We start from the raw sequence: 17,975 nt of genomic DNA on the forward strand, positions 1-17,975 counted from the left end.
AGTCGCCGAGAACGTCGTCCCGCTCAGGAGATGAGGCCGCGTTCGCGCGCGACGGCGACCACCTTGGTGCGGCTGTTGACGTCGAGCTTGCCGAAGATGTGCACCAGGTGCGACTTCACCGTTGCCTCGGAGATGAACAGGCGCTTGGCGATCTCCTTGTTGGCACCGCCCACCGCCAACTGTTCGACGATCTCCAACTCGCGCGCGGTGAGGGCCTGCTCCGGCGCGGACATGCGGTCGAGCAGGCGTGCGGCGATCGCCGGACCCAGGACGGTCTCGCCGGCGGCGGCGCTGCGGATCCCGGCCACCAGCGTCTCCGGTGCGGTGTCCTTGAGGAGGTAGCCCGTCGCCCCGGCGTCCACGGCCCGCAGGATGTCGGCGTCGGAGGCGTACGTGGTCAGCATCAGCACCCGGGGCGGATTCTCCAGCGCCCGGATCTCGGCGGTGGCGACGACGCCGTCGCGCCCGCCGGCCACCGTGCCTTGCAGGCGCAGATCCATCAGCACCACGTCCAGGTCGCCGGCGGCGGCCAGGGCGATGGCCTCGTCGGCGTCGGCGGCTTCGGCGACGACCTCCAGATCGGGGACCGGTTCGAGGACGGCGCGGAGGCCGGCCCGCACCACGGGATGGTCGTCGACCAGCATGATCCGGATCATCGCGCGCCTTCGGTGGGGGTGGGCAGCGGCAGACAGACGCCGATCGTGGTGCCGTCGCCGAGGTCGGTTTCGATGGTAGCGGTCCCGCCGGCCCGCTCGACCCGGGCGAGGAGCGCGGCGAGGCCGAAACCGGTGCCGTGCCCGCCGGTGTGCGACGGATCGAAACCGCGGCCGTCGTCGACGACGTCCAGGTGCACTTCGTCGTCGAGCACCGTCAGCGTGACCACGGCGCGCTTCGCGTGCGCGTGGCGGACCGCATTCGCGAGCGACTCCTGGGCGGTGCGCAGCAGGGTGGCGCGCACCTCGTGGTCGAGTCCGGCGGCGTCGCCGTGCACGTGGAGTTCGGTGGGCAGGCCGAGACGACGGGCCTGTTCGACGGCGGCGCTGAGCCCTTCGAGCAGTTCGTCCGGGGCCACCGTGGGGGTGTCGAGGCTGCGCAGGAAGCCGCGCGTCTGGGCCAGCGCGCTGGTCGCCATGTCGAGTGCGGTGAGCGCTTGGGCGCGCTGCTGCGGCGGGGGAGAGGAGCGGTCGGTGGCCGACTGCAGCAGCATGACGATGCCGGCCAGCGCCTGACCGACGCCGTCGTGGATCTCGCCGCCCATGCGTTCGCGTTCGGCGGCCAGCATTGTCTCGCGTTCGGTTTGGGCCAGGCGCAGCTGCGTGCTGGCCAACTCCTGCAGCAGCGCGTCGCGGGCCGCGGAGGCGTCGATCACCCGGCGCACCGCCTCGGTGACCGCCACGGCGGTGGCGATGCCGATGACCGGGCCGACCACGGCGCCCGCGCCCTCCGGCTCGGTGGCCAGCGAGGCGGCAACGGCCACCGCGGCGATCACCAGCTCCGCCGGAATGGCGAGAGCGCGCGGCAAGAAGTGCCAGGCGAGCATGGCGAGCACGAAGGCCAACCAGATGAAGTCGGGGGCGAAGACGGTCAGCACCGCCCAACCGGCCAGCAACACGAGTGTCCACATCACCGCGATCTGCTTGTGCCGCACCGTGATCGTCATGACGCCGAACAGATACCAGCCGGCGAGGGCGGTGGCGCCGAGAACGGCCGCGAGATTGTTGCTCGCGGTGTCCTGGACCGCGCGCAGCAGGCCGACCGCCATCAGGACGGCGAACAGGAGGTGGCCGCCCCATTGGATGTACCGGTCGACGGTCAGCTGGCGGCGGTCGGTTGTGGGCACGTCACCAGTATCGGGCCCGGGCGCGGTGCGCGCCTCCAACTTTCGATGGAGGCACAACCGGTCTTCTGCGCGATTCCTCGAGACGCGGAAGCTAGCAGGCTGGACTCGAGAGATTTTCAGGCACGGGATCTGGGAGGTGCAGATGTACATCGGATGGCGAGAAATCCGACGGTCGGCGGGAAAGTTCGGCCTCATGGCCGGGGTGATCGCGCTGCTGGCGTTCATGGTGGTGGCGTTGTCGGCGCTGACCGGCGGCTTGCGTGACCAGTCGGTGTCGGCGGTCGAGGACCTGCCGGGCAGCGGTCTGGCCGTGCAGGTCGACGGCTCGGGGGCAGCGGTCGGCCTGGGCGACAGCCGGCTGGATCCGACGGCGGTCCGGGCGATCGAGTCCGCCGACCCCGGTGCCGCGCCGCTGGGCATCACGATGACCAGCGTGGGCTTTCAGGACGTGAACTCGGCGGTGGCGGTCTTCGGTCGCGACAACGCCGGCCCCGGCGTGCGCCTGAACGACGAGACGGCCAAGACGCTCGGCGTGCAGGTCGGTTCGCCGGTCACGATCGGCGGTGTCGAGTCGCGGGTGTCGTCGATCGGTGACACCCAGCAGTTCGCCCATTCGCCGGTCGCCGAAGTGAACCTCGACCTGTGGCGCCAGGCGGCCCACCGCGATGACGTCTCCGCGATGATCACGACCAAGCAGATCAGCGGGATCGACGGCGTCTCCTACGCGCACGGCAACGCTCGACTGAATCTGATTCCCGGGTACTCGTCCGAGCACAATTCGCTGCTGCTGATCCAGGGGCTGCTGCTGGTGATCTCCGCGGTGGTCGTGGGCGCCTTCTTCGCCGTGTGGACCGGACATCGGCTGGCCTCGCTCGCCGTGGTCCGCGCCATGGGCGCCAGCAAGGGTTACCTGGTGCGCGACGGCCTCGGCCAGGCGTCGGTGGTGCTCTTCACGGGCCTCGCCGTCGGTGCGGCGGCCGGCGCCGGAGTCGCCTGGGCGGCCGAGGGCGTGGTCCCCATCGCCATCACCGCCAGCGGTGTGCTGCTGCCGGTGGTCGTCATGGCGGTGCTCGGTCTGGCCGGCGCGGTGCTCGCGCTGCGACCGCTGACGTCCGTCGATCCGCTGACCGCCCTCAACCGATGAACACCCACCGTTCCCACCCGCTACGAGCAGAGGAGATCTGATGAGCCTGCGACTGTCCGACGTGACCCTGACCTATCCGGACGGCGACGACGGCCGTGTCACCGCCGTCGACGGTGCGAGCCTGACGGTGGCCCCGGGCCAAGTGATCGCCCTGACCGGCCCCTCCGGCTGCGGCAAGTCCTCGGTGCTCGCGGTGGCCGGGACCCTGATCCGCCCCGACTCGGGCGTCGTCGAGATCGACGGCACCGCGGTGGGCGAACTCAAGGAGCCCGAGCGGGCGAAGATCCGGCGCGAGGCCGTCGGCTTCGTCTTCCAGAACGACAACCTGCTACCCGACCTGACGGCGCTGGAGCAGATCCTGCTGACGGCGCATGTGCGCGGTGAACGCCCGTCGAAGAACCGGGCGCAGGCCCGCGAGCTGCTCGACGCGGTGGGCCTGTCCGAGCACGAGAACAAGCTGCCCGGCCAGCTCTCCGGCGGTATGCGGCAGCGCGTCAACATCGCTCGCGCGCTGATGGGGCCGCGCAAGGTGCTGCTGATCGACGAGCCGACGTCAGCGCTCGACCAGGCACGTGGCCGCGCGGTGGTGGAGCTGATCGTGCGGCTCAGCCGCGAACGCGAGCTGGCGGCGCTGCTGGTGACGCACGACCTGCAGTCGTTGGAGGTCGGCTCGGCGACGGGTGCGGACGCGCTGGTCCACATGCTCGACGGACGACTGCTCGACAGCGACCTCGTCGACGCCTAGCAACTCCCCGAAACGGCCCCGGCCGCCCTTCCGAACGAAATCGGAAGGGCGGCCGGGGTATTCGGTCCGTGCTGGACTTACGGTTGGGCGGGACTCAGAGGTCCAGGCGTGCGTACTCGCGCAGCTTGGTGGTCTGGTGCACGGCCTCGATGCGGCGGATGGTGCCGGACTTGCTACGCATCACCAGCGAACGGGTGGTGGCGCCGTTCGGGCGGTAGGTGACGCCGCGCAGCATGTCGCCGTTGGTGACGCCGGTGGCGCAGAAGAACGAGTTCTCGCCGCGCACCAGGATCTCGTTGGTGAGGACCATGTCCAGGTCGTGACCGGCGTCGATCGCCTTCTGGCGTTCGGCCTCGTCCTGCGGCCACAGCTTGCCCTGGATCTCGCCGCCCATGCACTTCATGGCGACGGCCGAGATGATGCCCTCGGGGGTGCCGCCGATGCCCATCAGCATGTCGACGGAGTTGTTGTCGTCGGCCGCGGCCACCGCGCCGGCGACGTCGCCGTCGGAGATCAGACGAATCTTGGCGCCGGCCTCGCGGATCTCGCGGATCAGCTCGGCGTGGCGGGGACGGTCGAGCACCACGACGGTCAGGTCGGCGACGTCGATGCCCTTGGCGGCGGCGACGGAGTTGATGTTCCAGGCCACCGGCTGGTTGATGTCGATGGCGCCCTTGGCATCCGGGCCGACGGCGATCTTGTTCATGTAGAACACGGCCGACGGGTCGTACATGGTGCCGCGCTCGGAGACGGCGATGACGGCGATCGAGTTGGGGCGGCCCTCGGCCATCAGCGTGGTGCCGTCGATCGGGTCGACGGCGACGTCGACCTCGGGGCCCTCGCCGTTGCCGACCTCTTCGCCGTTGTACAGCATCGGGGCTTCGTCCTTCTCGCCCTCGCCGATCACGACGGTGCCGCGCATCGAGACGGTGGAGAGGAGTTCGCGCATGGCGTCCACGGCGGCGCCGTCGCCGCTGTTCTTGTCGCCGCGGCCCACCCAGCGGCCGGCAGCGAGCGCTGCGGCTTCGGTGACGCGCACCAGTTCCATGGCGAGGTTACGGTCCGGGGCTTGCTTCGACATGCTGTCGACTCCTTGCGTCGTTGCGTGAGATCCCGTTAATTCTGCCATGACCTGCGATTCGCTTGGGCTCCGGCCCGACTGCGATACTGGGCGGCATGGCGGAAAAGAAACCTCGCATCCTGCAGGACAGCCGAGACATGGTCTGGTCCATCATCCCGCTGCTGCTGATCTGTCTGGTGATCGCCGGCATCGCAGGCAGCTGTGCGTGGGGTTTCGGTGACGCAGCCAACGAGCAGAAGGTGCCGACCTTCAACAGCGAAGCCGCGTTCACCGCGGACGCGCGCAGCATGCCGTTCCCGATCCGCGAGCCCGCGGTGCCCGCGGAGTGGCAGTCCAATTCCGGCTCCACCAACACCGTCGGCACGTCGCTGGCGAGCAACGTCGGGTGGATCACCGAGAACGGCACGTTTGTGCAGCTCACCCAGACGGCCGGTCCGGAGGTTTCGCTGGTCCCGATGTTGGGCGGCGAGGGTGTGATGGGCACCGGCACCACGGAGGTCGCCGGCACCACGTGGGTGACCTACGACAATCCCGAGGGCGATCGCACGGTCTGGGTCACTGATCTCGGCGACGTCCGGATCGGACTGCTGGGCCGCGGGATCGATCCGCCGCTGGCCACGCTGGCCGAAGCCGTGCAGAAGGCGCAGCCGCTGCCCAAGCCGTAAGGGGCACCCATCCGGTTGCGGAACGGTTCCGAATGCCCGGTGTGCAGTGAGAGAGCTCACTGCCATTCAGCAAAGGAGCGATCATGAAGACGACCTCACGTTTTGCCGCTGGAATGCTCATCAGCGGCGCCGCATTCGCGTGTGCCGCGGGCATCGCCGGCGGCGGTGCCGCGAGCGCTGCTCCCCAGGTCTGCGGCGCACTGCCCGGCCAGTCGTCGACGATGGCCCACTGCTCGGCGACCGCGAAAAGCGATGCCATCAGTCTGGCGATCAGCGACAACGGCGGCGTTGCCACCGCGGACGCACGCGGCCTGTCCGGTCCGGCGGCCATCGCGCTCGGCCCCGACTCCTCGGTGACCGCGACCGGATGGAAGCCCGGCCTGGCCATCGGCATCGCCGGGCCCGGTGCGCAGGTGGTGATCGACGGCAAGAACGGCCCGGTGTGCACCGGCAAGGGCTTCGCCTTCGCCGGTGACTTCCAGACGCTGAAGGGCTGCTGGCAGTAGCCGCGCGGCGAGCTCGGGCTTCGGCCAGCGCTGCCGCCTCCGGCGCGCGGATGTGTGCGCGGGTCTAGTCGTCGGCGGCGTCGCCGGACTGTAGCGCCGACTCGATGCGCTCGGACGCGCCCTGCAGCTGCGCCAGGCAGTGCTTGGCCAGTTTCTCGCCGCGCTCCCACAGCGCCAGCGACTCGTCGAGGCCCAGGCCGCCGTGCTCCAGCGTCGATACGACCTGCGCGAGTTCGTCGCGGGCCGCCTCGTAGCCGAGGGTGGTCACATCTGCCGTATCGGTCACGATGCTGTTCCTTCCGAGTCGGGGGTTGCTGCTTCGGTCGAGTCGACGACGGCGCCCACCGCGCCGTCGGCCACCCGGATACGCACCCGCGACCCCGGCGGCAGCTGATCGACGCTGCGGACCGCGTGCGGGGCGGCGTCGTCGATGCGTTGCACCACGGCGTAGCCGCGGGCCAGGGTCTGCGCCGGGCCGAGGGTGGCCAGTCGTGCCGCGAGCTGCGTGTGCCGATGCTGCTCGACGGTGAGGTGATGGTCGACGGCGCGTCGCAGGTCTGCGCGGAAACGGTCGATCACGGTGCGCTGCTCGTCGATCAGCCGCTGCGGCCGGGACAGCACCGGACGGGCCCGCAGGCCTTCGACGGTGCGCAGTTCGCGGGCGACCCAGTTGCGCAGTGCGTGCGCATTCCGGTTCCGCAGGGTCTCGATCGCGGCGGTCTCCGCGGCGACGTCCGGGACCACCCGCTTGGCGGCGTCGGTGGGGGTGGCGGCACGGACGTCGGCGACCAGGTCGAGCAGCGGATTGTCCGGCTCGTGACCGATCGCGCTGACCACCGGGGTGCGGCAGTCGGCCACCGCACGCAGCAGCGTCTCGTCGGAGAACGGCAGCAGGTCCTCCACGCTGCCGCCGCCGCGGGCGATGATGATCACCTCGACCTCGGGGTCGGCGTCGAGCACGGCCAGTCGATCGAGGATGGCGGGCACCGCGGTCGGGCCCTGCACGGGCGCCTCGCCGATGCGGAAGCGGACGCTGCTCCACCGGGCGGTGGCCACGGCGACCACGTCGCGCTGGGCGGCGCTGCTGCGGCCACTGATCAGGCCGACGGTGTGCGGCAGGAACGGCAGGGGGCGCTTGCGCCGGGCGTCGAACAGTCCCTCGGCGGCCAGCAGGCCCTTGATCCGTTCGATCCGCGCCAGCAGCTGCCCGATGCCGACCGGTCGGATGTCGGTGACGCGCAGGGACAGCGTGCCGCGTCCGGTGTAGAAGTTCGGCCGACCGTAGACCACCACGCGCGAGCCTTCGGTGAGCGGAATCTCGCTGCGGCGCAACAGGTTCGGATCGCAGGTCACCGACAGCGACAGGTCTGCGGCCGGGTCGCGCAGCGTCAGGAAGGCCGTGCGCGTGCCGGGGCGGGCGTTGATCTGGGTGAGCTGTCCCTCCACCCAGACCTGGCCGAGACGGTGAATCCAGTCCGCGAGCTTGAGGCTCAGGGTCCGCACCGGCCAGGGGGTGTCCGCGGAGTTCGGTGGGGCTCCCGAAGTCACGGGAGGTCCGTCGGGGTCACGAGTCAGGCGCCGGACTTCTTCTGGTGGCTGGCGATGCGGTTGTCGATCATCGTGGCGAACGGCGCGCGATTGCGGTTGTCGCGCTCGTAGTCGGCGAGCTCGCCGAGCTCGTCGGCGCTCAGACCGCGCAGCTTGGCGCGCAGCTGGGCCAGCGTCAGGGTGTCGTAGTCGAGCAGGATCACCACGTCGGGCTGATCGCCGGTCGCGACCGCCGGTGCCTCGGCTTCGGCCTCGGCGACGACCTCGGCCGGCGGGGTGCTGTAGAGCGCGAAACGACCGGTCGCAGCGGGAGCCTCGGCCTCGACGGCCGGGGCGGCGGCGGGCTTGCGCGCTGCGGCCTTGCGTGCGGGGCCTTGCGGCGGGGGCCTTCTTCGCGGGCGAGGCCTTCGTGGGTGCCCCATTCGCGGTGGTGTCGACCGATTTCGGGGCCACGACCGCCGGTTCGGTCGCCGACACGGCGGGTGGGATGGAGATCACCGGGTCGTCGTCCTCGTCGAACCGCGCCCACTCCGGCTGCTCTTCGGCCTTCTCGCAGTAGGGGGCGAAGAATTCGTCGCCCTTGATCGCCATTTCGGCGATGTTCTGCTGCAACCGCATGCCGGCCTGCAGGCCGCGGCTGACCGCCGTCATCGGGAAAGTGATGATGCGGGTGGGCAGGCGCTTGGTCTCATCGATGGTGGTTACCAAGACTCCGGCGGCCACGAGGGCTGGGTACGGAGGACGTCTCATGCTTTTACTGTGCCACACCCGTACGCTGGGACTTATGTCCAGTACCAAACGCGTCCTGCTCGCGTCACCGCGGGGCTATTGCGCAGGCGTCGATCGAGCGGTGGAAACCGTCGAACGCGCTCTCGCCAAGCACGGTGCCCCGGTGTACGTCCGCAAGGAGATCGTGCACAACCGCCATGTGGTCGACACCCTGACCGAACAGGGCGTCGTCTTCGTCAACGAGACCGACGAGGTGCCCGAGGGGCAGCTCGTGGTCTTCTCCGCCCACGGTGTCTCCCCGGCGGTGCACGCCGACGCGGAGAAGCGGAACCTGCGCACCATCGACGCGACGTGCCCGCTGGTGACCAAGGTGCACCAGGAAGCCAAGCGTTTCGCCCGCGACGACTACGACATTCTGCTGATCGGCCACGTCGGCCACGAAGAGGTGGAAGGCACCGAAGGCGAAGCGCCGCAACACATTCAGGTGGTGGAGGGCCCCGCTCAGGTCGACGACGTGCAGGTGCGCGACGAGTCCAAGCTGGTGTGGCTCTCGCAGACCACGCTGTCGGTGGACGAGACCATGGAGACGGTGCGCCGGCTGCGCGAGCGTTTCCCGCTGCTGAACGATCCGCCGTCGGACGACATCTGCTACGCCACGCAGAACCGACAGAGCGCGGTCAAGGCGATGGCGCCGCAGTGCGACCTGGTGATCGTCGTGGGTTCGCAGAACTCGTCGAACTCGGTCCGTCTCGTGGAGGTGGCGTTGCAGAACGGTGCGCAGGCGTCGTACCTGGTCGACTACGCCCGCGATCGATCCCGCGTGGCTCGACGGCGTGACGTCGGTCGGCGTCACCTCGGGCGCTTCGGTGCCGGAGATCCTGGTGCGCGGAGTGGTGGAGCTGCTCGCCGAACACGGCTTCCACGACGTCGACACCATCACCACCGCGGAGGAGACGCTGACCTTCGCGTTGCCGCGGGAACTGCGTCCGGCGCGCAACCCGCGGTAGCGCGCCCGCGTTCGCGTAAGACCGTGACGTACCCCCGCCCAACGGCGGGGGTACGTCTGTCAGACGGGTGTCAGGAGCAGTACGTTCGTCAGGCCCACGCCGGCGGCGAGGAGCAACGCCGCGATCACGACAGTGAACACCCACGCGGGGATCACGCGGGTGCCGCCGCTGATGGCCAGGCCGATGCAGGCGACCGCGTAGAGCAGTCCGGCGCCGAATCCGATGGGGATGGCCACGGAGACCGCGGCGACCATCGCCCCGGCGACGACCAGCAGGCTCGAAAGAAGGATACGCTGACCGCGCGGCGCGGTCGTCGTCGGACTGTTCATAGTCGACGACGCTAGAGTCCACGCGCGGACGATCGCGGTGAGAGGGTCGCGAATGCCCAGGTCTGGTCCCATTTTCCGGTTCCGGTCCGGAATTTCCACGGCTATTCGCCGGGGGCGTCCGGGCGAATAGCCGGTACAGGGCGGCGGGGCGGCCGCGGAGACTCTCAGCCAGGACGGGTTCTCCGTCGTCGAGCAGCGGTTCCAGGGAGGCTTCATCCGACGGCTGAAGTTGTCCTTGTTGACCGGCTGGCCGATCACCGCCTCGTGCACGCGGACGGCTGACTGCGCCGGCGTCTCGGCGCGAAGGCCGCGGCCAGGACCGCGGCGCCGACAGCCAGGGTGCAGACGACGGTGATCACGGCGCGGTGGTCCGGCCGATCCGGGCGGGGAGCGGCCATTCGAGTGGGCGGCGGTGTGGCCGCGGCGTTCGGAAGGTCCGCGGTGAGCGCGGCGACCGGGTCGACGACGCCGTAACCGGTCGCGGCGTCCTGGTCGGGGCCGCCGCGGGCGGTCCGCACGATGCGATCGATCACTTCGTCGGCGGACAGCTCCGGGAAACGGGCTCGGACCAGGGCGACGACCCCGGAGACGTAGGCGGTGGCGTAGCTGGTGCCGGCCAGGCGGCGCGGTCCGTCCTCGCCGTCGAGCGCGTCGACCAGGCGGCCGCCGGCCACGCTCACCACCTCGGTGCCGGGCGCGGCGACGGTGACCCACGGACCGGCCAAGCTGAAGGGGGTGGGCGCCGCGGTGGTCGCATCCACCGCGCCGACGGTCAGGATCTCGCGACCGAACCGTGCCGGGGAAGCGGTGGAGCGCACCTGGTTCCAGGCGTCTCGCGCCGACGCGGCGGCCGGCGGATTCTGCTCGCGGCAGCCGCCGACGTCGGAGAGGTTTCCTGCGGCGGCGACGACCACCGCGTCCCGGCTGCGCGCGAAGGCGAGAGCGCTGGCGACGGCGTCGTCGTCGACCGCGGTTCCGGCGGGGAGACAGGCGGCCTCGGAGATGTTGATGACCCGCGCGCCGAGTTCGGTAGCGCGCACGATCGCCTTCGCGAGCGTGCTCAGCGGGCCGTACCCCGCGCCCATCGACGGTGCCGACCCGCGACGATCACGGGCCTCGTAGGCGCCGCTGGACTGGCGGATCGCGAGCAGGCGGGCCTCCGGTGCGACGCCCGCGAAGCCGTCAGCCGACGGCCGGGCCGCGATGATCCCGGCCACGAGCGTGCCGTGCAGGTCGCAGTCGGTCAGGCCGTCGCCGGTGCTCACGTAGTCGCCGCCGGCAGTCGGCCGGTTCAAGCGCTGGTGCGGGGTGATCCCGGTGTCGATCACCGCCACCGTGACTCCGGCGCCGCGGCTGAACCGCCAGGCCTGCGCGATGTCGAGAAGACGATGGCCGGCAGGCTCGGCCGCCGGGTCGGCGGTCAGCGGCGCGGGGCGCGCGCACTGGGTGCGCTGCTCGGTCGGTTGCGCGGGGCCGAGGGGTTGCGCGCTGACCGGAACCAGTGCTGCGACAACGGGATCGGGACGGGCGCCGGCCGGTACCGGGACGGCGGCGAGGGCGGCGAGCGCGGCGACCGCGACGAGTCGGGTCGCGGTTGCGGACGCAGCCATCAGAATTCGCGGATGGCGCGGTAGGTGCCGAGGAGCCACAGCAGCAGCGGGATGATCGCCACGATCACCGCGTACTCGGCCAGCTCCAGGGTGCGGCGCTGCAGGGGCGAGAACTCGTGCGCGTCGGCGGTCGTCCCGATCATGAAAGCCGCTGCGGCCACGCCGATTCCGCCGCCCACCATGGCGGGGACCGAATCGCTGCCGGCCAGCGTGGCCAGCAGGCAAGCGGTGCCCGCGGCGATCAGCGCGGCGCTCTGGGTGCGGTCCGCGTGGGTGCGCCCGCGGGCGATCAGCGCGACGGCGATCGTGCCGCACAGCAGCAGTGAGGTGAGGGAACCTCCCCAGCCGGTCGCGACGACCACGGCCGCGGCCGCGGCAATGACGCTGGCGCCCAGCACGATGCCGGTGAGGTAGCCGCCCGCCAACTTCGCCCGACGCGCGAACCGGTCGAGATCCACCAGCGCCAGATCCGCGATGGCCGCGACCGAATCGACGCCCTCGACGACGGCGTTGTCCACCTGCTCCGGCAGCGGGGGAGCGAGGGTCGGCACCGGAGGCAGCGGTAGTCGTGCCGCCGCGATCGCCGTCCGCGGCGCCAGCAGAATCACGTACACGGCGACGACGGCGATCACGGCGGCCGCGCTGCGCAGGTTCCCCGACGTCGCCATCGCGATCAGGCCGGCACCGCCTCCGAGCGCGCAGAGGGTGCTCAAGCCCGCATGCAGCGCCGGGCCGACGCCGGTGCTCCGATGGACGACGAGGGCGGCGACCAGTCCGCAGGCGCCCGCGGTGGCGAGGGCTGGTCCCGCGGTATTCGGTTGCGGCGCAAACGAACCCGCTGTCGCCGCGGTGAGGGTGGCGCACAGCGACAGCGTCGCCGTGCTGCGCGGATCGACGCCCGCGCGGGTGCCGAGAATCGCCGCGGTCAGCAGCACCAGCGCCATCGCGCCGAAGACCGCGGCGCCGACCACCGCCGACACGGGTGCGATACGGCCCGCGGTCACCGCGAACAGGGTGCCGGCGAGGGCGGCACCGTAGCCGAGCATACGAGCGGTTTCCGCGGTCCAGCCGAGTGCGTGCCGACCTGCCAGCTGGGCGAGACCGTCGACCACGTCGTCGACCAACGCCTCGGGCGCGGAGGGTCCGTCGTCGACGATCACGAGCAGTTCGCCGTCGACCACGCCCGCCTCGGCCAGGGTGGCCTCCACCGGGAACGGCGCCGCGCCGATCCGGGCGAGTGTCCAGCGAGGAAGTCGGTCGATCAGGTCGGGATCGTCGACCGGCGGGGCGGGCAGTCGGAGCAGGTCGAGCAGGTCCGGTAGGAGTGCGGCGATCACCGTTCCCGTCGGCAGGGCGACGTCGAGCTGGGTGTCGGCGCCGAGAATGGACAGCCGCACCAGTTCCGGTTCCGCGGCCGTCGTCCCCGATTCGGCCGGTGGCGCATCGTCAATCGTGGTCATTCCGCAAACCCTCCCCCGAGGTTCTTGATACAACCTTCACCATCGCCGTGAGGCGACGATGGTGGTCGACTCTAATCACGGGAGACGACGACCGGCACGCGATTCGGGGGAATCGCGTCGAACACGACTTCGGGGGGAGTCCGATGGGTACGACGGTGGCTTTTGTGCGCCCGCGACGCGTGGCGCAGCCGGTGACGCCGGGCGGCGAACTGGTTCTCACCGGGCCGCCGGAAGTGGCCCGCGGAGTACCGCAGAGCATGTTGGTGCGGCTGTTGCCCGTGGTCATGGTGGTCGCGGTGGTGGGCATGGTCGCGCTGATGATGATGACCGGCGGCCGGGGCGCGCTGTCGAATCCGCTGTTCCTGATGTTCCCGCTGATGATGGTGATGTCGATGGTGGGCATGCTGGCCGGTGGTGGTCGTGGCGGACCTGCGCGCTCGGCGGAACTGAACGAGGATCGCAAGGACTATCTGCGCTACCTGTCCCAGACGCGGGAGAGCGTCGGCGCGACGGTCCGTGACCAGCGGACGTGCGCGGCCTGGTCCCATCCCGCTCCGGAGGCCCTGCCGGTTCTGCTCGGCACGGTGCGGATGTGGGAACGCCGACCGGGCGACGCCGACTTCCTACAGATCCGTCTCGGGGTAGGCACCCAACCGCTCGCCACCGCGCTCGTCCCGCCGGAGGTGGCCCCGGCCGAAGATCTGGAACCGGTGTGCGCCTTGGCATTACGACGCTTCGTCCAGACCCATGCGACGGTGCCGCACCTGGCGAGCGCGGTGTCGCTGCGCGGCTTTCCGGCGATCGGGGTGAGCGGACCGCGCGAGGCGACGCTGGGACTGGTGCGGGCGATGCTCGGCGCACTGGCGGTGCTGCACGGACCGGACCACGTGCTGATCGCGATCGCCGCGGAGGATCCCGGCGCCCCGGACTGGGACTGGACCAAATGGCTGCCGCACGTGGCGCATCCGACGACGCGCGACCGGCTGGGCGCGGCGCGCATGCTCTACGACAGCCTCGACGCGCTGGAGACCGACCTCGCCGACGACCTGGCCGAACGCGGCCGATTCTCGAGGTCGGCGCCGCCGGTCGGGGCCCGGCCGCACCTGATCGTGGTGCTCGACGGCGGGCCGCGCACCGGCGACGAAGAGCTGGCGGTCGGTGCCGGGCGGGAGGGCCTGACGGTGCTCGATCTGCGGCCCGATCCCGAGTCCCTGGCGGCGCGACGAGGACTGAGACTGGTGGTCGAAGCGGGAAGTGTCTCCGCGCAGACGGTCGCCGGGGTCGAACGATTCGCGACCGCGGACACGCTGTCCCTCGGTCGCGCCGAAGCCTTGGCGCGCGGGCTTGCGCGGTTCCGGCCGGCCAGCAGCTTGCCGCTGCCGGGGCTGGACATCTCGCAGGTGGCCGCCGATCCGGGACTGCCTGCGCTGCTGGGGATTTCCGATGCGGGGGCGTTCGATCCGCAGCGCGCGTGGGCGGGCCGATCGGCGCAGCAACGACTCCGCGTGCCCATCGGTTACACCGTCGACGGCACCCCGGTGGACCTCGATCTGAAGGAGAGCGCGCATGGCGGCATGGGGCCGCACGGGTTGTGCATCGGTGCGACGGGCAGCGGGAAGAGCGAATTCCTGCGCACCCTCGTCCTCGCGCTGATCGCCACGCATTCGCCGGACGAACTGAATCTCGTGCTCGTCGACTTCAAGGGCGGTGCCACGTTCTTGGGATTGACCACGCGACACGTGGCGGCGGTGATCACCAACCTGGAGCAGGAACTCGCGATGGTCGACCGCATGGCCGATGCACTCTCCGGGGAGCTCAACCGGCGGCAAGAACTGCTACGCGCGGCGGGCAACTTCGCGAATGTGGGCGAGTACGAGCGGGCACGGGTGGCGGGGGCGCCGCTGGATCCGTTGCCGGCGCTGTTCATCGTCGTCGACGAGTTCTCCGAGTTGCTGGCGCAGAAACCGGAGTTCGCCGAGCTGTTCGTCGCGATCGGTCGCCTCGGGCGGTCGTTGCACATCCATCTGCTGCTGGCGTCGCAGCGTCTGGACGAAGGTCGACTGCGCGGCCTGGACAGCCACCTGTCGTACCGGATCGGCCTGAAGACGTTCTCCGCCAACGAATCTCGCACCGTCCTCGGCGTGCCGGACGCCTACCACCTGCCGAGCACGCCGGGCGCGGCCTATCTCAAGTGCGACTCGGCGGCACCGGTGCGGTTCAACACGTCGTTCGTGTCGGGGCCGTACGAGCCGCCGCTCCACGGGGGCGAGGGCACGCGCGGCTCAGGGCGGGCCACGGGCGACGTGCTGCGCTTCACCGCCGAGCGAGTACCGCTGCCCGACGTCGTCGACGACGCACCGGCGCCGGCGTCGTCGGAGAGGCCGTCGCTGCTGGAGACCCTGGTCGGTCGGGCCGCCGAGCACGGTCGTCGCCCGCACGCGGTGTGGTTGCCGCCGCTGGAGTCCGCGGCGACCCTCGACGCCTTCACCAGCGGGCACACCTCGATCGGGGATCTGCGCATCCCGATGGGCGTGGTCGACCGGCCGTACGACCAGCGGCGCGAGACGCTGTGGCTGGAGCTCGGGGGAGCGGCGGGCAACGTCGCCGTCGTCGGCGGTCCGCAGGCCGGCAAGTCGACCGCGCTGCGCACCCTGATCTGCGCGGCCGCGGCGACGCACACGCCGCAGCAGCTGAGCTTCTACTGCCTGGATTTCGGCGGCGGCACGCTGGCCGCGCTCGCCGGCTTGCCGCACGTCGCCGGGGTCGCCACCAAGGCGCGCCGGGATGCGGTGCGCCGCACCGTCACCGAGGTCCGCACCCTCTTGACGACCAGGGAAGCGCTTTTCGAAGCCGAAGGGCTGGAGTCGATGCGGGAGTACCGGGCGGCGCGCCGGGCGGGCCGGTACACCGACGACCCGCACGGTGACGTCGTTCTCGTGATCGACGGACTGACCACCTTGCGGAGCGATTTCGAGACCCTCGAGGACGACGTCAACGCTCTTGTGGCGCAGGGTCTTTCGTTCGGAATCCACGTAGTGGTGGCGTCGGCGCGGTGGGCCGACGTCCGTCCGGCGATGAAGGACCTCCTCGGCACCCGGCTCGAGCTGCGGCTCGGTGATCCGCTCGATTCGGAGATGAGTCGCAAGGCGGCCGCCACGGTGCCGACGGGGCGGCCGGGTCGCGGCCTCACCGGCGAGGAACTGCACCTGTTGGTGGCGCTCCCACGCACCGACGGAGTGGCCGACGTCGAGACACTGCCGGAGGGGACCGCGGCCTTCGTCGCCGCGACGACCGCGGTCTACGGCGAGTGCGCGGCACCGCGGGTGCGGTTACTGGCCGACGACGTTGCCCTCGGTCCGGTCACCGACGCCGTTGCGGCCCAAGGAGATTCGCCGAGCGCCGGGCAAGCGGTCCTGGGGCTGCGCGAGTCGGACCTCGCTCCGGTGATGACCGACTTCGCGACCGAACCGCACCTGCTGATCGTCGGCGACGTGGAGTCGGGCAAGACGCAGACGCTGCGCACCCTGATCACCGGACTGATGGCGAGCGGGAGCCACGAGGTCTGCAAGCTGGTTGTCGTCGACTATCGGCGCACCCTGCTGGGGCTGGTCGATGCCGATCACCTCGCCGGGTATGCGAGTTCGGCGCAGACGGCCGCGCCGATGATGGTCGAACTCGCCGACTACCTGCGTGCCCGTCTGCCGAGCGAGGACGTGACCGCTGAACAGCTGGCGCGCGGCGACTGGTGGACCGGACCCACGGTCTACCTGGTGATCGACGACTACGATCTGGTCGCCACCGCGATGGGCAACCCGTTGACGCCGATGTTGGAGCTGCTCGGGCATGCGCGCGACATCGGGCTGCGGGTGGTGCTGGCCCGCCGGTCCGGCGGCATCGGGCGCGGGCTCTTCGATCCGCTGGTCGCCGGGCTGCGGGACCTGTCGTGCGAGGTGCTGCTGCTGTCCGGGGACCCGGACGAGGGCTACATCGTGGGACGGCACCGCATGCAGAAGCTCCCGGCCGGGCGTGGCGAGCTGATCTCGCGGTCGCGCCGGGCCGACATGGTGCAGGTGGCCCGGTGACCGCTCCGGCCGTGCCTCGTGCGGTGGCGATCGCGGCCAGCCACAGCGATGCCGCCGCCGAGACATGCCTGGTGATAGAGGAGCTGCTGGTGCCGGGCGAGCCGCCCGGGTGGGGTCCGCCGTTGTGGCGGGCGCAGGTGCTGCACCGGGATGGCGGACGGTGGGAGGTGGTGCGCAGCGCGGCGGACGAACTGACGGTGGGGCTGCCCGACGAACTGCGCGAACTCGGCCGGGCCGCGGACGTGGTGCTGGTCGACGGCCCACGCCCGCGGGAACTTGCGGCCGAGTTGGCGCGGAACCTGCCGGATGCGCGGGTGGCGCGCGTCGACCCGGCGCTGCTGATACGTCACGGCGGTCGACATCTGCCGCGTGCTCCGCTGGACTTCGACTTTCCGCCGCCGCCGGAGCCGTCCCGACGACGCGGCGGGCGCGCACTGCTGGTGGTCGTCATCGCGGCGGTGTTGACGCTCGGGCTGGCGGGGCTGGTGGCGCGCTGGCCGCGGACTGCCGTCGTCGATCTCGGTGCGGCGCGCGTCGGACCGGTGGAGTTGACCGTGCCCGGCGGCTGGCAGCGCACCGAACTGTCCGGGGACCGGCCCGAGGACGGTCGCGGCATCCGTGCGGTCTTCGCCGACGAGGCCGACGGCCGCAGGCTCATCGTGGTGGTGACCGCGCTGCGGGCGGGCGCCGATCGAGCGTCGGTGGCAGCGAGCCTGGCCCAGCGGGTGGCCCAGCGCGGCGACGACGTGGTGGTGGAGTTCGCGGCGTCGAGCACCTACGGCGGGCGGCAGGTGATCAGTTATCGGGAGGCGCCGGTGTCCGGGCCGTCGGTGCGCTGGTACATCGTCGTCGACGGCGGGCTGCAGGTGAGCGTCGGTTGTCAGGAGGGCACCGGTGCCGGCCGGGTCGACGATGCCTGCCGTCGTGCGGTGGGCAGCGTCCGGGTGGCGGGGTGAGCGTCGCTCACGAAGGCGGTGGCGTACATCTCACCGTTCGGCACACGAGTAACGAGGTGTGGGCGGATCTCTCACGTCTTGGGAGTATGCTGGCTTCTATTCTGGTGAGAGCATCAGTCGATGCTGAACTCAACAAAGATCGGGGAGAAATGAAAGGGTCGTTGTCGCGGCAACCGTGACGTTATTGGCTTCGAGTGCGAGCTGGCTCGCTGTCGGCACCGCCGAGGCTTCAACTGGCAGTCCTGTGGTTCAAGTTGCGAACAACTACACCTG

The 17,975-nt window shown here is 70.9% G+C and carries 15 protein-coding genes and 2 pseudogenes; 7 read left to right on the forward strand and 10 right to left on the reverse strand.

Going from position 1 to position 17,975, the window contains the following annotated elements:
• Window positions 1–23 precede the first annotated feature (23 nt).
• Together MUG78_RS10600 and MUG78_RS10605 are read right to left on the reverse strand one after the other, a co-directional pair.
• Complete coding sequence (locus tag MUG78_RS10600) at window positions 24–656, reverse strand: response regulator (RefSeq protein ID WP_246994613.1); 633 nt, start codon at window positions 654–656, stop codon at window positions 24–26.
• Complete coding sequence (locus MUG78_RS10605; RefSeq protein ID WP_246994615.1) at window positions 653–1,840, reverse strand: sensor histidine kinase; 1,188 nt, start codon at window positions 1,838–1,840, stop codon at window positions 653–655. The genes MUG78_RS10600 and MUG78_RS10605 overlap by 4 nt, the downstream gene beginning before the upstream one ends.
• A 193-nt stretch (window positions 1,841–2,033) precedes the next feature.
• On the opposite strand from MUG78_RS10605, the gene MUG78_RS10610 reads away from it, so the two are divergent.
• Window positions 2,034–2,984: an FtsX-like permease family protein gene (locus tag MUG78_RS10610; RefSeq protein ID WP_246994617.1), complete on the forward strand. Its 951-nt coding sequence runs from the start codon at window positions 2,034–2,036 to the stop codon at window positions 2,982–2,984.
• Between the two features lie 40 nt (window positions 2,985–3,024).
• Window positions 3,025–3,729, forward strand: coding sequence for an ABC transporter ATP-binding protein (locus MUG78_RS10615; protein WP_246994619.1), 705 nt, complete (start codon window positions 3,025–3,027; stop codon window positions 3,727–3,729).
• Between the two features lie 94 nt (window positions 3,730–3,823).
• Here MUG78_RS10615 and glpX read toward each other — a convergent pair whose 3' ends face one another.
• Complete coding sequence (glpX, locus tag MUG78_RS10620) at window positions 3,824–4,810, reverse strand: class II fructose-bisphosphatase (RefSeq protein ID WP_246994621.1); 987 nt, start codon at window positions 4,808–4,810, stop codon at window positions 3,824–3,826.
• Window positions 4,811–4,905: 95 nt separating this feature from the next.
• On the opposite strand from glpX, the gene MUG78_RS10625 reads away from it, so the two are divergent.
• Window positions 4,906–5,475 carry a DUF4245 domain-containing protein gene (locus MUG78_RS10625; RefSeq protein ID WP_246994623.1) on the forward strand — a complete coding sequence of 190 codons (570 nt, stop codon included), beginning with the start codon at window positions 4,906–4,908 and terminating at the stop codon, window positions 5,473–5,475.
• A gap of 83 nt (window positions 5,476–5,558) precedes the next feature.
• The gene (locus MUG78_RS10630) at window positions 5,559–5,981 is read left to right on the forward strand and encodes a DUF6764 family protein (RefSeq protein ID WP_246994624.1); all 423 of its coding nucleotides are present in this window, start codon (window positions 5,559–5,561) and stop codon (window positions 5,979–5,981) included.
• Between the two features lie 64 nt (window positions 5,982–6,045).
• Here the strand turns inward: MUG78_RS10630 and MUG78_RS10635 are convergent, their stop codons facing one another.
• From MUG78_RS10635 to MUG78_RS18290, 4 genes and pseudogenes are all read right to left on the reverse strand, one after another.
• Window positions 6,046–6,267, reverse strand: a complete 222-nt coding sequence (locus MUG78_RS10635) for an exodeoxyribonuclease VII small subunit (protein WP_246994626.1) — start codon at window positions 6,265–6,267, stop codon at window positions 6,046–6,048.
• Complete coding sequence (gene xseA, locus MUG78_RS10640) at window positions 6,264–7,529, reverse strand: exodeoxyribonuclease VII large subunit (RefSeq protein ID WP_246994628.1); 1,266 nt, start codon at window positions 7,527–7,529, stop codon at window positions 6,264–6,266. The genes MUG78_RS10635 and xseA overlap by 4 nt, the downstream gene beginning before the upstream one ends.
• A gap of 23 nt (window positions 7,530–7,552) precedes the next feature.
• Window positions 7,553–7,951, reverse strand: coding sequence for a hypothetical protein (locus MUG78_RS18285; protein WP_308221399.1), 399 nt, complete (start codon window positions 7,949–7,951; stop codon window positions 7,553–7,555).
• A gap of 1 nt (window position 7,952) precedes the next feature.
• A pseudogene (locus MUG78_RS18290) lies at window positions 7,953–8,279 on the reverse strand (lipid droplet-associated protein); the annotation flags it as partial.
• A 34-nt stretch (window positions 8,280–8,313) separates the two neighbouring features.
• On the opposite strand from MUG78_RS18290, the pseudogene MUG78_RS10650 reads away from it, so the two are divergent.
• Window positions 8,314–9,265 (forward strand): annotated as a pseudogene (locus MUG78_RS10650) (4-hydroxy-3-methylbut-2-enyl diphosphate reductase).
• Between the two features lie 59 nt (window positions 9,266–9,324).
• Here the strand turns inward: MUG78_RS10650 and MUG78_RS10655 are convergent.
• The 3 genes from MUG78_RS10655 to eccD all read right to left on the reverse strand — a co-directional run bounded on the left by MUG78_RS10655 (window position 9,325) and on the right by eccD (window position 12,664).
• Window positions 9,325–9,594, reverse strand: coding sequence for a hypothetical protein (locus MUG78_RS10655; RefSeq protein WP_246994630.1), 270 nt, complete (start codon window positions 9,592–9,594; stop codon window positions 9,325–9,327).
• Between the two features lie 254 nt (window positions 9,595–9,848).
• A complete protein-coding gene (gene mycP, locus MUG78_RS10660; RefSeq protein ID WP_246994632.1) occupies window positions 9,849–11,204 on the reverse strand; it encodes a type VII secretion-associated serine protease mycosin in 1,356 nt (451 codons plus the stop codon).
• Window positions 11,204–12,664 (reverse strand): type VII secretion integral membrane protein EccD, encoded by a 1,461-nt coding sequence (gene eccD / locus MUG78_RS10665; RefSeq protein ID WP_246994634.1) that lies wholly within the window; start codon window positions 12,662–12,664, stop codon window positions 11,204–11,206. Before eccD ends, mycP begins: the two co-directional genes overlap by 1 nt.
• A 143-nt stretch (window positions 12,665–12,807) precedes the next feature.
• Here eccD and eccCa point away from each other — a divergent pair, with 143 nt between their 5' ends.
• Window positions 12,808–16,746 carry a type VII secretion protein EccCa gene (eccCa, locus tag MUG78_RS10670; RefSeq protein WP_246994635.1) on the forward strand — a complete coding sequence of 1,313 codons (3,939 nt, stop codon included), beginning with the start codon at window positions 12,808–12,810 and terminating at the stop codon, window positions 16,744–16,746.
• Window positions 16,743–17,702 carry a type VII secretion-associated protein gene (locus MUG78_RS18295; RefSeq protein ID WP_246994637.1) on the forward strand — a complete coding sequence of 320 codons (960 nt, stop codon included), beginning with the start codon at window positions 16,743–16,745 and terminating at the stop codon, window positions 17,700–17,702. Before eccCa ends, MUG78_RS18295 begins: the two co-directional genes overlap by 4 nt.
• Window positions 17,703–17,975 lie beyond the last annotated feature (273 nt).

Source organism: Gordonia alkaliphila (assembly GCF_023017165.1).
GTDB lineage: Bacteria > Actinomycetota > Actinomycetes > Mycobacteriales > Mycobacteriaceae > Gordonia > Gordonia alkaliphila.

Bases quoted from the DNA above. Each gene is read 5' to 3' on its own strand.
- MUG78_RS10600 (WP_246994613.1), bottom strand. From the start codon at position 656: ATGATCCGGATCATGCTGGTCGACGACCATCCCGTGGTGCGGGCCGGC.
- MUG78_RS10610 (WP_246994617.1), top strand. From the start codon at position 2,034: ATGGCCGGGGTGATCGCGCTGCTGGCGTTCATGGTGGTGGCGTTGTCG.
- MUG78_RS10615 (WP_246994619.1), top strand. From the start codon at position 3,025: ATGAGCCTGCGACTGTCCGACGTGACCCTGACCTATCCGGACGGCGAC.
- glpX (WP_246994621.1), bottom strand. From the start codon at position 4,810: ATGTCGAAGCAAGCCCCGGACCGTAACCTCGCCATGGAACTGGTGCGC.
- MUG78_RS10625 (WP_246994623.1), top strand. From the start codon at position 4,906: ATGGCGGAAAAGAAACCTCGCATCCTGCAGGACAGCCGAGACATGGTC.
- MUG78_RS10630 (WP_246994624.1), top strand. From the start codon at position 5,559: ATGAAGACGACCTCACGTTTTGCCGCTGGAATGCTCATCAGCGGCGCC.
- MUG78_RS18285 (WP_308221399.1), bottom strand. From the start codon at position 7,951: ATGGGGCACCCACGAAGGCCTCGCCCGCGAAGAAGGCCCCCGCCGCAA.
- MUG78_RS10655 (WP_246994630.1), bottom strand. From the start codon at position 9,594: ATGAACAGTCCGACGACGACCGCGCCGCGCGGTCAGCGTATCCTTCTT.
- mycP (WP_246994632.1), bottom strand. From the start codon at position 11,204: ATGGCTGCGTCCGCAACCGCGACCCGACTCGTCGCGGTCGCCGCGCTC.
- eccD (WP_246994634.1), bottom strand. From the start codon at position 12,664: ATGACCACGATTGACGATGCGCCACCGGCCGAATCGGGGACGACGGCC.
- eccCa (WP_246994635.1), top strand. From the start codon at position 12,808: ATGGGTACGACGGTGGCTTTTGTGCGCCCGCGACGCGTGGCGCAGCCG.